The organism is Nonomuraea sp. NPDC003707 (assembly GCF_053587055.1).
The window spans coordinates 167,809-180,043 of the sequence record NZ_JBSFNK010000021.1 but is presented as its reverse complement, the minus strand read 5'-3'; the positions used below and the strand labels follow the sequence as shown (position 1 = coordinate 180,043).

The following is a 12,235-nucleotide window of genomic DNA, read 5'->3' as shown; positions in this document are numbered from 1 at the left end:
GACGTGCCCGAGGCCCGCCGGGCGTCATCGCAGGTTGTAGGCGCGGATGACGGTGTAGTCGACGGTGCCGCCGTCGGCCCGCTCCGCGTGCGCGCGCACGGACACCGACCCCTTGTCCGGGTGGATCAGCGTGGCCAGCCACGTGTCCGTTCCGGTCGGGATCAGGACCGCCTTCCGCCACGTCGCGCCCTCGTCGTAGGAGACCTCGACACTGACCCGCCGCGTCCGCGAGGCGGCCGAGCCCGGCTGAGCCTTCAGGCTCACCGGCAGCATGAACGGCCGGCCGGCCGGTGCGCTGTTGGCCAGGTCGACCTGCGGCGTGAAGGAGAACGACGACAGGGGCAGGTACGTCCACTTGTCCGTGCTCACCTCACCGGACTTGAACGTCCACGCACCGCTGATCTTGGTGGAGGCGTTGAAGCCGGTCGTACGGTTGACGTCGTACTCCAGCCGATAGGTGCTCTCGGCCGACGGCACCGGCCCGCTGGCGTCGTAGAAGTACTTCGGTATCTCGGCCAGCTGGACGCCGTCGCGGTAGAACCCGACCCGGCCGCCGTCGAGCAGCGAGTAGCCGGTGTGCCCGGAGTCGTCGCCGAACGGCGGGATGTTCAACATGATCGTGTTGCCCGCCCGGGCGACGTACGTGCGCGGGTTGAACTTCGGCCCGGCAGGTCCGCGTTGCCAGTCGACCACGAATTTCCCGCCCGGCTGCCAGGTGGTGTCGTCGTACCAGAACTGCGTCTGGCGCGCTCCGCTCGTCTCCCACCGGTTGTCCCAGACCACGCCCTTCGCGCTGTAGTAGATGGTCCGGGTGCTGGGCACGTCATACCTGATCGGTCCCGACATCGCGCTGCCGCCCTCGGGCGGGAAACCGAAGTTGTGCATGTAGCCCTGCTGCTTGTCCGGGGTCACGCCGTGGTTGCGGTTGACCACGGTCGCCAGCTCGCTGGGGCGCACGGTGTGGCGGTAGCCGGTGAGGAACCGCCCGCGGACGAACTGCACGAGGTCGTACTCGTACGGCGAGCCGTAGAAAGTGCCGTCGGCGCCCGGCTCGGCCCAGAAACTGCGCACCTCCGACACCAGCGTGCCCTGATCGGCCGTCACCTCCTCACCCAGGTCCGCGGTGAACAGCTTGCCGAAATCGGCGCCGACGATCCGCGCCGCCAGGCCGTATCCGCGCGGCAGGCCGCGGAAGAAACCGGCCGCGGCCAGCCGGGTCCGGGCCGAGGACTTCGGTACGGTCACCGACACCGGTGTGCCCTGGCGCGCGTCGAGCGTGAGGACTCCGTCGTCGGTGTGCCCGACGGTGAGGTTCGGCTGCGCCAGCAGCGTCGAGGTCCCGTCGGGTGTGATCACCGTGGCCTGAACGTGGTAGCGGCCGGGCCGGAGCTTGGCCTTCACGGTGCCCGACGCGTCGTAGGGAACCTGGAAGACGTCCAGATCGAGTCCGACCACCGACAGGTCGTAGTCGCTCGCCGGTGTGCCCGCGCGGTCGGTGAGCTTGAAGGTGACGGTGCGGGTCTCATGTCCCTTCGTGATCGCCAGTGGGGTCCGCACCGACACGCCGTCGGCGTTCGAGGCCAGCAGCATTCCGGTGAAGGTGCCTGTCGCCGACGGCACCCGGGTGTCGGCGGTCAGCGTGACCGCCGCGGTCCCACCGGCCGGCACGACGGCCCGCGCCGGACTGGCCGCGAACAGCCCGGCCGGCGCGACGACCCCGTCCGGGCCGGTCGCCGTGGTCGTGAGGTCGAGGGTGACGGGCGCGGTGCCGTCGTTCCGGTAGGTGATCGTCTTCGTCACGGGAACGTCGTCTTCGGCCGGCCACGGTTGCGACCCGAGCGCGACGCTGGTGACGTCGGGCAGGATGGCCTGCTGGACCGCGCGGCCGACGTCGACCCTGCCGGCGCCCTGCTGGAAGACGTTCAGGCCCGGGTTCGGCTTGGCCGTGGCGACCAGCGCGGCTTTGAGGTCGGTGCCGGTCCACTTCGGGTGCTGCTGCGCCAGCAGCGCCGCGGCTCCCGCGACGTGCGGCGTGGCCATCGACGTCCCGTTCAGCTGGGTGTACCCGGGCGAGTACTCCGGATAGTCGGATCCCTTCGCCAGCGCCGCGACGATGCCCACGCCCGGCCCGGTGATGTCCGGCTTGATCGCGCCGTCGACGCGCGGCCCGCGGTTGGAGAATGACGCCAGGGCATCCTGCTTGTCGACCGCGCCCACGGCGAGCGCGGCGTCCGCGGTGGCCGGCGAGGAGACACCGCCGTTGCGGCCCTCGTTGCCCGCGGCCACGACGAACAGCGTGCCGGTGGTCGCGGTCAGGCGGTTCACCGCCTCCTCCAGGACGTCGACGCCCGGGAAGTCGGTGCCGCCGAGGCTCATGTTGACCACTTTCGCCCGCTCGGCGGCCCACTCCATCCCGGCCAGGATCGCCGACTCGGTGCAGTTGCGGGTGCTGCACACCTTGCCGATCAGCAGGTTCGCCCCGGGCGCCACGCCACGATACTTTCCGCCCGATGCCGAACCGCTGCCGGCGATGGTGGAGGCGACGTGCGTGCCGTGACCGACGGTGTCCACGGTGTCGGCGGCGTCGGTGAAGTTCTTCTCCTCGACGATCTTCCCGGCCAGGTCCGGGTGGGAGTTGTCGATCCCGGTGTCCAGGACGGCGACGGTGATCCCGCCGCCGTCGTATCCGGCCGCCCAGGCGGTCGGCGCGCCGATCTGCTTCACGCTCTGGTCCAGCGAGACCTCGCGCTTGCCGTCGAGCCAGATCCGCCCGATGCCGGCCGCCGCGGTGCGCTGGGTCGCCGGGCCGGCGGTCACCTCGGTCCAGAACTCGTGCGCTCTCGCTTTGCCGACCTTCACCGCGGCGGCGCCGATGCTGGGCAGCGTGCGGGTGACCTTCCCGGCCGACCTGACCCGGGCAGCGGCCTTGGCCTCGTACGACACGATGGTGGGCACGTCGTCGACGTGCGCGTCGTCGTATCCGGCCTGGACGAGCCCGGTCACGTCGAACAGCCGCCGGTCGAGCCGGGCGGCCGACACCAGCTTCTGGGCATCGTTCGGCACGACGAACTGGTGCCCGTCGCGTTCGTACTGGCTGAAACCGACCTTTTCGCGGCCGGGAGCGGGGTCGATCGAGACCCGGTTCCCCTCGACATAGACGCGGTCGCCCGTCAGCAGGGTGACCCACGAGCCGCGGGGCGCCGTGGACTGGGTGCCGGAGGTCCACCGGGAGGGCGCCGGATCGGCGCTCGGCGTGGGCTCCGCGCTCGCGGTGGAGGTCAGACTCGCGGTTAACAGGGCGGTGGTGAGCAAGAGACCGGGCAGGCGCCGGCGCAGAGACGTCCTGGACATCAAATTCCTTCCTGATGGTGCAGGAAAGATTTTGAGATCAGGACATCGAGCGTAGGTACTCCTAATCGGGCATAACATCGCGTTATGCAGTTGGAGATCCGCCACCTCCGGGTTGTCGCGGCGATCGCCGAGTGCGGCAGCATCAGCCGGGCCTCGGCCGTGCTCGGCCACAGCCAGCCGGCCGTCACCGCGCAGCTGCAGCGGATCGAGCGAGCGCTCGGCGGGAGGCTCTTCGCCCGCGACGGAACCGGCGCCAAGCCCACGGCGTTGGGTGCCATGGTCCTGTCCCATGCCCAGGGCATCATCGCGTTGCACGACGATCTGGTGCGCGACGTGCAACGCCGTGACGCCGACGGCGACCTGGCGACGCTCAGGCTCGGCGCCACGGCCGGGCCGATGGCCGCCGGCCTGATGACGGTCAGCCGCCGGTTACTGCCGGAGGCCGAGGTGTCCCTGCACGTGAGCGACGCGGACGAGGAACTGGTCGAACTGCTCGCCGAATCCCGGCTGGAGATCGGGCTGAGCGTCGACTATCCGGGCTACGAGCTGCCGGTGCCCGAAGGGCTGAGCGAAGCGGTACTGGGCGTCGAGCCCGTCTTCGTCGTCCTGTCGAAGGACCACCCGCTCGCGGCCGAACCCGAGGTGCCGCTGGCCGCGCTGGCCGGCGAGCGTTGGCTGCCGGGTGTCGGCAAGGACGTCAGGATGCGGGCGATGTTCCGGGACACCTGCCGCCGCGCGGGGTTCGTGCCGCGGCGCATCCAGCGCACCGACGCCAGCCTGGTGTTCTCCCTGATCAGCCAGGGGCACGGAGTCTCCCTGTGCAGGGCGATCACGGCCGAGCGCGAGAACGTGGTGGTCAGGCCACTGGCCGGCGACCCGATGTGGGTACGGGAGCGGCTCCTGTGGTCGGCGGGCTCGCCGGTCGCCGAGCATGTACCGGGTATCCGTGACGTGCTCGCCGCGGCGTACCGGGAGCAGGCGGAGGCGATGCCGGTCTACCAGGCGTGGCAGCGCAGCCGCCGCCGGTCCTGGTCGGAGGGCGAAGTGGAGCCCTTCGCCTAGCAAGTACCGACCAGTGGCCAGGCCGTTTGAACAGGGTGAATCCTGCCGCCCGGCTTGCGGCTCATCGACTGGTGACGCCGGGCACCCTGCCGGTGGCGGAACAGTCCGCACACCGGCAGCAACGGCTCCGGCATCGCCCGTTGCGCGGCGATCAGATCACCCCGACTCGCCACAAGACCATGGGATGATCGCGAAGTGGCACGCTATGAGCGTTTCGTGGAGGAACTGCTCGACTTCCTGCTGATGCGGCTTGACGAGACAGGCTTTGCGCAGCTTGTCGCCCATGAGCCAAGGCGCATGTATGCCGCATACATCGAGAGCGGGGGCGGCCGTTGCGAGACGAGAGGATCAGGATTCACGGCCTGCGCGACATGCTCACAGATTCCCCCTCGCGTCGTAGTCGATTCGGTGACCGGCGTCGAATGCCTGCTGTGGAAGGCGATCGATCTGGCGGCCTACAGGGAGGCCGCAGCGCCGTACGAGAAGCGGCACGGCCGTACACACCAGCTCGACGCATGGGGCAGTTACCACGACATCAGCGTCGAAGAATGGCCGTGCCTGCAGGTCAGGTCCCTGGCGCTGCCGTTTGCCGATGACCCGGACTACCGTTACGGATGGAGGGCGCAGTATGCGGTATTCGCTTCCGGGAAGCTTGTTCACCCCGACGGCGAGCGCCAATGGCCTTGGCAACTCCCGTCGCCCTCCAGGTCCGTCCAACAGTAAGTGACGGCCCCTGCATCTCGAGACTGTCCGTGGCGCGGGGGCCGGTTCTCGCTGAAGCCGCCACGGACCCTAAGGCCACCAGCGATAGATGTCGTGCACGGCTCTTCGATACTCGCATTCGGCCAGGGGGCCGCCGAGGTCCCGGGCGGCGCTCGTCAGGGCGGCCGAGCCCGGGGGATCCTGGTGGCCGTACTTCTCGAGCGCCGTACGGACGATCCCGATCACCACGGTGCGGCCCGCGCCGCGCCGCCATGCGCGGTGAGCCCGGCGCAGCAGGATCTGCCCGTCCTCGTCCCATCTGCGGTCCAGAACCGGCACCGGGACATACGCGAACGGGACCGGACGGGCCGCCTCATCGGGGAGGGAGGCCAGCGCCTCGTCCTGGTCAGCCCGGAAGCCGCGTTGGCGGAAAGACAATTCCTCGGCGAGCAGCGCGGCACGGCGTCCGATCGGGACGCGGCGCGCGACGTGGATCATGCCCTGCCGATTCTTACGGGCCATGGCCTCGGCCTCGCGCAGGACCGCGCGGCGTTCGGCGGAGGGCAGCCGGTCGGCGAGGGCGGCGAGCGCGGCAGCCTGGTAATGGGGGCGTTCGGTGAGCTTACGGGCGATGTCCAGGCCGCGGTCGACCGCGAGGCCGGACAGGTGCTCGGCGACACCGAGCAGGGTGCGGCCCAGGTATCCCGGGCGCTTCAGTCCATGGAGCTCGTTCAGTGCTCTGACCATGAGGTCCTCAGGCAGGAGTGGTGCCATTCGCGCAAGCTGACCGTGGAAGTAGTTCTCGTAGTCGACGTCCCCGAGCCGGAGGTCCAGCGCCTCGGCCATGGCCGCGTGGCGCCGTCGTCCGGTCAGGAGTTCGGCGATGGCGAGGAGGCCGTGGAATCTCTGGTCCTCGTCGTCGACCGCGCGAATCAGGTCGAGAGCCTCGGCGAGCACCTCCTCGGCCTCGTCGGGGGACAGCCAGGTGGAGATCTCCATGAGAAGGCGCGCGCGGTCGTCCCAGTCTCTTCGGCCGTCGTCGACGTCGTAGGCGGGCAGCGACCGTGTGATCGTCAGCGCCTCGGCCAGCACGGCGTGCCGTTGGTGGGCGGGCAGCGGTTCGAGCATTTCGGTGAGCACCCACGCGCCGTAGGGCGGTTCGGTGATCTCGCGCGACGCCGTGCGTGCCTCGGCGAGCGCGGCGGCCTGCTCTTCGAGAGGAAGCAGTTCGGCGAGCTGGATCAGGACGCGGGCCCGGACCAGCGGATCGGCGATGTCGCGCGCCGCCGTCAGAGCGGCGGCCGACAGTGGGGCGCGTTCCCGCACGGGTACGCGCTCGGCCGCGTGCATCAGGAGCTCGGCGCGGTCCCACGAGTCAGTGGGGAGGTCGGCCAGCGCCGCCAGGCGTTTCGCCGCGGGCAGCAGGGCCAGCAGTTCGCCCCAGCGCCACAGTCTCGCCTCGGCCTGAGGATCGATCGCGGCGACGGCGGCGCGCAGCGCGGTCAGCGTCTCCGGCCGGTCCTGGTCCGGGAGCCGCGGGATCAGCTCGGACAGCACGCGGGCCCGGTCGCGTACGTCCGCCAGCTCCATCGCGGCGGGCAGAGCCGCACGCGCCAGTGCGGGCGGAAGGTGCGGAGCCAGCGCCGCCAGGGCCTGGTCACGGCGATGGTCCAGGGGCAGCACCACGGCCAGCGCGACCGCCCGTCCCAGCAGCTCGGGCGGCAGGTGCGGGGCGAGCTCCTCCAGCTGATGACTCACGTACCACGGGTCGTCGTTTTCCAGGACGGTCAGTACGTGGGCGAACTCATCCGCCTTCAGTTGCGGCCACACCTCGCGGAGCACGTTCGGGAATCCCGGGTGGAGCAGTTCGTGCAGCACCTGCTGCCGCTCCTTGGCCGGCAGGTGAGGCAGCAGCGCGGACAGGTACCCGGCGCGCCGCTCGTGACCGTCTTCGCGTCGCGCGGCGGTCAGCGCCCGCGTGACGTCCCAGATCCCGGCTTCGACCAGCATCGGGGGCAGCTCGTCGTAGGTTCGGGTCCCCGTGAACCGCGCGCAGACCGCCATCAATGCGTAACGCATCTCCAACCCGAGCGAGGGGGCTGTCCGACCGGCGGCGATGGCGACGTCGGTGGCTTTGCGGGCCAGACGCCGCGCGAGCTCCAGGTCGGCGAGGTAGCCGTCGGCCTGGCCGATGCGGTCGCGGGCGTCGAACCACGTGTTCACCGCGCCGGCCCGTCCCGGAGCGGGACGCTCGCAGGCCAGCAGGCGGTGCACGTCCTCGTCACGGCCCGCCGCGGCCAAATGCCGAACCAGATGCCGCAAACCGTACTCGTCCTCCTCGTCCGAGGCGGCGCCCAGCAGCGGCAGCCCGGAGGCCAACCCACCCCACCGGTCCAGCATCTCGTCGGCGATACGACCGTGCTCGGAGGCGTAAGCCTTGTCCCCGTCGGCGGCCGCCGTCCCGCCCGGGAGAATCTCTGGTGCCACGCCCGACGATGTTAATGATCACGCGTCGGCCGGACCAGCGGTTCACCCTCAGCCATGGTGAAAGGGAGCGCGGGAAGCTGACTCCTTGCGGTTCGGGAGCGGTCGATTCCTTTTTGTGGTGGCCGGGGTCTACATGGTGAGAGGCGCGGCCCGCGCAACGGGCCGGTCGGTCTCTCTCATGTACGCCGAGACAGAAGGCCTGATCGCCAATGAGCATTCCCGCGACCATGCGCGCGCTGCAGCAGACTTCCCTCAACGGCCCGCAGGACATGCGTCTGATCACCGACGCGCCGGTGCCGAGCCCCGGCCAGGGCGAGGTCCTGATCCGCGTCACCGCCGCCGGGGTCAACTTCGCCGACATCTCGAAGGCCCACGGCACGTTCCTGGACGGCCCGCGGCCACCGTACCTGGCGGGTTTCGAGGCCGCCGGTGAGGTCGTCGCGGTGGGTGAGGCGGTGACCGGTCCGCAACCGGGGGCTCGTGTCGTCGGCGTCGGAGACGGCGCTTTCGCCGAGTACATGGTCCTGCCCGCGGCTGCGGCGGTGCCGGTGCCTTCGGGCTGGACGGAGCAGCAGGCGTTGGGTCTGGTCGTGAACTGGCCCACCGCGCTGGCCGCGCTCAAGCCTCTGGGCGGCATCGCCGCCGGGCACGTTGTGCTGATCCACGCCGCGGCGGGCGGGACCGGCCAGGCTGCGGTGAGAATGGCCAAGCACTACGGTGCGACGGTCATCGCCACCGCCTCGCCGGGCAAGCACGAGACAGTGCTGGCACTGGGAGCCGACCACGTTCTGGACTCTCTCGGCGGCGACCTCGCCGCCGAGGTGACGGAGCTGACCGGCGGTTCCGGCGTCGATGTGGTCCTGGAGTCGGCCGGCGGCGTCACCTTCGCCGCCAGCCTGGCCGCGGCCAAGCGGGTCACCGGCCGGGTCGTCGTCTACGGCGTGGCAGGCGGCGAAGCCCCGATCACCAACTGGGAGCTGGTGTACAAGCACCAGGTCCACGTCATCGGCCTCAATATCGGCGTGCTGACCCAGGCCGCGCCGCAGATCTTCGGCGAGCTCATGGGTGAGCTGTCCGCGCTGATCGCGGCCGGCGTGCTCGCCCCCGGCCTGCCCATCGTGTACGAACTGGCCGACGGCCCGAAGGCGCTGACGGAACTGGAAGCCAGGGCCACCGTCGGCAAACTGGCCCTGTTGCCCTGAGAAAGCCCCCTTGCACTGAGCCGGTGACGCCGCACACCGGAGGTTCCCATGACAGGAGTTGAACAGATGACTGCAACCGTGGACCCGGCCGCCAAGCAGCCGGCGCGATTCGTCGTGATGTACGACACCCCATCCGACGTCGACGCATTCGAACGTCACTACACCGATGTCCACATCCCCTTGGCGAAACAGTATCCGGGCCTGCGCCGTTACACGCGCAGTCATGAGCCGGCAGCCGTGATCGGAGAGCCGTGCTACATGGTCGTGATGCTGGACTGGGACGACATGGCCGCGCTGGAAGCCGCGCTCGGGTCCGAGATCGGCCGGCGCACCGCCGAGGACGCCGTGGCGAACCTGGCCCGCTACGCGACCTTCCGCGGCATGATCCTGCAGCTCGACGAGGTCTGATCGCAGATGCCGCCTTTCCGGGAGAGTACCCGCGTCGTCGATGGCGGCCGAGGCGGGGCCTGGCGTTGTCGGAGGCATCGCCACGTGGACCACGCTCAGACGTGTGGCAGCACTAGGCTCGCGGCGTGACATCGCATCTGCGGGTGGCACCGAATCGAGACCGGTTCACCACCGAGACCGAGCGGTTCCGCCGGGAGCTGTTGGCGCACTGCTACCGCATGGTCGGCTCGGCACACGACGCCGAGGACCTGGTGCAGGAGAGCTATCTGCGGGCGTGGCGGTCCTACTCCGGATTCGAGGGCCGGGCGTCGATTCGGTCCTGGCTCTACAAGATCGCCACCAACGTCTGCCTGACAGCGTTGAAGCCGCGCCCGATCCGGGTGCTGCCCTCAGGCCTGACAGGCTCGTACGACGGACCCGATCGCCCGCCGAGTCCCCTTGCGCCGGGCGAGGTCTCGTGGCTGGAACCGCTGCCGGACGCATGGATCGCCCCGCCCGCCGACGATCCGGCTGCGGTGGTGGTCGAACGCGAGTCGCTGCGGCTGGCGCTCATCGTGAGCCTGCAGTACCTGCCCGCCCGCCAACGTGCGATCCTCATCCTGCGCGAGGTGCTGGCATTCTCGGCGGCCGAGACCGCGGAGATCCTCGACACCACCACGGCGGCGGTCAAGAGCGGGCTGCAGCGCGCCCGTGCCCGGCTGGACGAATTGAAGCCGGAGCCCGCGGACCTGCTCGAACCGACCGACCCGCGGGCACGCGCGCTGCTCGACGGCTACATCGCGGCCTTCGAGCGCTCCGATGCCGGCCTGCTGGAACAGGTGCTGCGCACGGACACCACGCTGGAGGCGACGCCATTCCGCGAATGGCAGGCGGGCCGGGCGAGGTGCATCCACATGCTCGACGCGTACGTGCTGGGCACACCGGGCGACTGGCGGATGATCGCGACCACCGCCAACGGCCAACCCGCCGCCGTCGTGTACCACCGGGATGCGGACGGCGTTCTCCGAGCCGACGGCGTCGTGGTGCTGGCCCCCACCGCCACCGGCGTCTCCCGCGTGATCAAGTTCCACGATCCCGCGCTGGCCGCGACGTTCGGCTTCCCGGACGTGCTCGCGCACTGACCCGCCAACGGGTACAGCCGAGCCGGCCGCCGGCGTCGATGGTCGGTCGGAGCGGGGCCGGCCGCTCCGACCGACCAGGCGGTGTCGATTCAGAACCGGGGGCTTTTCAGGCTCCGTGCGGTGAGTTCGATGAGCGTTGCCTTTCTTGCAGGGGAGCCTCCCAGGTGGCGGTGATGTCGCGGGCGACATCACGGAGGAGGTCGATGAGCATGTCTGCGAGTGGTGTCAGGCTGGCGTCGGTTTTGGTCACGGCATAGAGCTGGCGGTAGGGCCTGGGGTGGGCCAGTTCGCGATGGGTGGTGCCAGGCGCACGGGTCAGGGCCAGGCGCGAGACCAGGGCCACTGCGATGCCTGTGCCGACGAGGGCCTGGGCGACGTCGTAGGACTCGGTCTCGAACCGCACGGTGGGAGTGAAGCCGGCCTCGCGGGCAGCGTCGTGGAACTGTTCGCGGGCGGCATGGCCGGCCAGGATGGAAACCCACGATTCGTCGCGCAGTTGTTCCAGGTGAAGTTCGGTGTCCGCGGGCTGCCCGGTGGCCAGCGGGTGGTCATCGGGGAGAACCACGACCATCGGGTCCAACAGGAGCGAGTGGGCCCGTAGGTGTGGGGGCGGCGTGAGCGGTGTGCCCCAGGACGCGACGATGGCGAGGTCCAGGCGCCCCGCGCTGATCTCGTCCGCTCCGCGTCCGGACGCCACGTCCACGACCGAGACGTCGGCGTCCGGATGGCGGTGCCGCAGGGCCGTCAGGGCGGGTGGCAGCAGGTGCAGGGCAGCCGCCTGGAACGTCCCGATCCGCAGACGGAGCGAGAGGTGGCCGAGCAGTGCGGCCAGTTCCGTCTCGGCCCTGTCCGATGCCTCCTCCACCGTTCGGCCGTGGGAGGCGAGCAGCGCACCGGCCGCGCTGAGCGTTGCTCCCCGAGGACCACGGATGACCAGGGGCACCTGCCAGTCACGCTCGGCCTTGGCCACCTGCTGGGTGACCGCCGCGGGCGTGAGGCGGAGTGCGTGCGCCGCCGCCGTCAGGGAGCCGTGCCGCTCGATCAACGCGAGAAGCCGCAGCTGTCCCGGATCCACCAGCATTCACTAATCCTAACGCTGCACCCTTCTCTTTTAACTTCTCTTAGGGGCGTGAGGCAGGAAGCCTGGTGGTACACCCATCGGTCGCAATCCCCGGAAGGGGTTCTTTTCCCATGCCCACGCATGTGCCCGTGTTCATCGCCACCACCTTGCTGCTGGCGATGCTGCCAGGCGCGAGTCAAGCCCTGATGATCCGGCAGGTTCTGGAAGGCGGCCAACGTACGCTCCGAGGCACGCTCGCGGGCAATGCCAGCGGCTTCCTGCTGTGGTCCACGGCCGCCGCGGCCGGGCTGTCCGCCGTCCTGCTGGCCAGCCCCACCGCGTACGCGGTGCTCCGGATCGCAGGCGGCATCGTGCTGATGATCCTCGGCGTGAAGACGCTGCGGACCGCGCTCACCACCGTCTCCGCCCGCCCGCCCCGCGAGGGCGGGCGCAGCACCGGCTTCGCGGGCGGATATCTCACCGGCCTGATCACCAACCTCGGCAACCCCAAGGCGGGCGTGTTCGCCGTCTCGGTGCTGCCCCAGTTCGTGACCGCGGAAGGCCCGGTGTTCCTGTCAACCGTCGCACTGGGAGCCCTGTGGGCGCTCGTCAGCGCCTCCTGGTACATGGTGCTCACCTGGGTCGTCAGCCGTGGGCGCGCCCTGGTATCGCAGCCGACCGTCCTGCGGGGACTCAGCGTGACCACCGGCGTCGTCCTGTTGGGGCTGGGCGCCGCGGTGGTAGCAGGTCTCTGAGGGCCGGGCCGGTACTTCTTCCAGCGCCCGACCGCCCGAGGCCACGCGGGTGTAAGGAAAGGGGCCATGCGCTGGGGTCAGTTTCTG

9 protein-coding genes are annotated in these 12,235 nt (G+C 70.2%); 6 read left to right on the top strand and 3 right to left on the bottom strand.

Going from position 1 to position 12,235, the window contains the following annotated elements:
- Window positions 1-24: 24 nt before the first annotated feature.
- Entirely contained in the window at window positions 25-3,351 is a 3,327-nt protein-coding gene (locus ACWDRB_RS41480) for a S8 family peptidase (protein WP_449903379.1), read from the bottom strand.
- 84 nt (window positions 3,352-3,435) lie between these two features.
- Here ACWDRB_RS41480 and ACWDRB_RS41475 point away from each other — a divergent pair, with 84 nt between their 5' ends.
- Both ACWDRB_RS41475 and ACWDRB_RS41470 read left to right on the top strand, forming a co-directional pair.
- Window positions 3,436-4,413 (top strand): LysR family transcriptional regulator, encoded by a 978-nt coding sequence (locus tag ACWDRB_RS41475; RefSeq protein ID WP_449903377.1) that lies wholly within the window; start codon window positions 3,436-3,438, stop codon window positions 4,411-4,413.
- A 195-nt stretch (window positions 4,414-4,608) separates the two neighbouring features.
- On the top strand, window positions 4,609-5,136 hold the full coding sequence (locus tag ACWDRB_RS41470; protein ID WP_449903375.1) for a hypothetical protein: 528 nt from the start codon (window positions 4,609-4,611) through the stop codon (window positions 5,134-5,136).
- A gap of 69 nt (window positions 5,137-5,205) precedes the next feature.
- Here the strand turns inward: ACWDRB_RS41470 and ACWDRB_RS41465 are convergent, their stop codons facing one another.
- Window positions 5,206-7,602, bottom strand: a complete 2,397-nt coding sequence (locus tag ACWDRB_RS41465; protein WP_449903372.1) for a hypothetical protein — start codon at window positions 7,600-7,602, stop codon at window positions 5,206-5,208.
- A gap of 209 nt (window positions 7,603-7,811) precedes the next feature.
- On the opposite strand from ACWDRB_RS41465, the gene ACWDRB_RS41460 reads away from it, so the two are divergent.
- The 3 genes from ACWDRB_RS41460 (at window position 7,812) to ACWDRB_RS41450 (ending at window position 10,333) form a co-directional block, all read left to right on the top strand.
- Window positions 7,812-8,804 (top strand): NADPH:quinone oxidoreductase family protein, encoded by a 993-nt coding sequence (locus ACWDRB_RS41460; protein ID WP_449903370.1) that lies wholly within the window; start codon window positions 7,812-7,814, stop codon window positions 8,802-8,804.
- A 66-nt stretch (window positions 8,805-8,870) separates the two neighbouring features.
- On the top strand, window positions 8,871-9,212 hold the full coding sequence (locus tag ACWDRB_RS41455) for an EthD family reductase (protein ID WP_449903368.1): 342 nt from the start codon (window positions 8,871-8,873) through the stop codon (window positions 9,210-9,212).
- Between the two features lie 125 nt (window positions 9,213-9,337).
- A complete protein-coding gene (locus ACWDRB_RS41450) occupies window positions 9,338-10,333 on the top strand; it encodes an RNA polymerase subunit sigma-70 (RefSeq protein WP_449903365.1) in 996 nt (331 codons plus the stop codon).
- 106 nt (window positions 10,334-10,439) lie between these two features.
- On the opposite strand, the gene ACWDRB_RS41445 is transcribed toward ACWDRB_RS41450, so the two are convergent.
- Window positions 10,440-11,414 (bottom strand): LysR family transcriptional regulator, encoded by a 975-nt coding sequence (locus ACWDRB_RS41445; protein ID WP_449903363.1) that lies wholly within the window; start codon window positions 11,412-11,414, stop codon window positions 10,440-10,442.
- A gap of 110 nt (window positions 11,415-11,524) precedes the next feature.
- Between ACWDRB_RS41445 and ACWDRB_RS41440 the strand changes: the two genes are divergently transcribed.
- Complete coding sequence (locus tag ACWDRB_RS41440) at window positions 11,525-12,148, top strand: LysE family translocator (protein WP_449903361.1); 624 nt, start codon at window positions 11,525-11,527, stop codon at window positions 12,146-12,148.
- The last annotated feature ends 87 nt before the right edge of the window (window positions 12,149-12,235 follow it).

Coding starts and splice junctions, on each gene's coding strand:
- ACWDRB_RS41480 (WP_449903379.1), bottom strand. CDS start 3,351: ATGTCCAGGACGTCTCTGCGCCGGCGCCTGCCCGGTCTCTTGCTCACC.
- ACWDRB_RS41475 (WP_449903377.1), top strand. CDS start 3,436: ATGCAGTTGGAGATCCGCCACCTCCGGGTTGTCGCGGCGATCGCCGAG.
- ACWDRB_RS41460 (WP_449903370.1), top strand. CDS start 7,812: ATGAGCATTCCCGCGACCATGCGCGCGCTGCAGCAGACTTCCCTCAAC.
- ACWDRB_RS41455 (WP_449903368.1), top strand. CDS start 8,871: ATGACTGCAACCGTGGACCCGGCCGCCAAGCAGCCGGCGCGATTCGTC.
- ACWDRB_RS41445 (WP_449903363.1), bottom strand. CDS start 11,414: ATGCTGGTGGATCCGGGACAGCTGCGGCTTCTCGCGTTGATCGAGCGG.
- ACWDRB_RS41440 (WP_449903361.1), top strand. CDS start 11,525: ATGCCCACGCATGTGCCCGTGTTCATCGCCACCACCTTGCTGCTGGCG.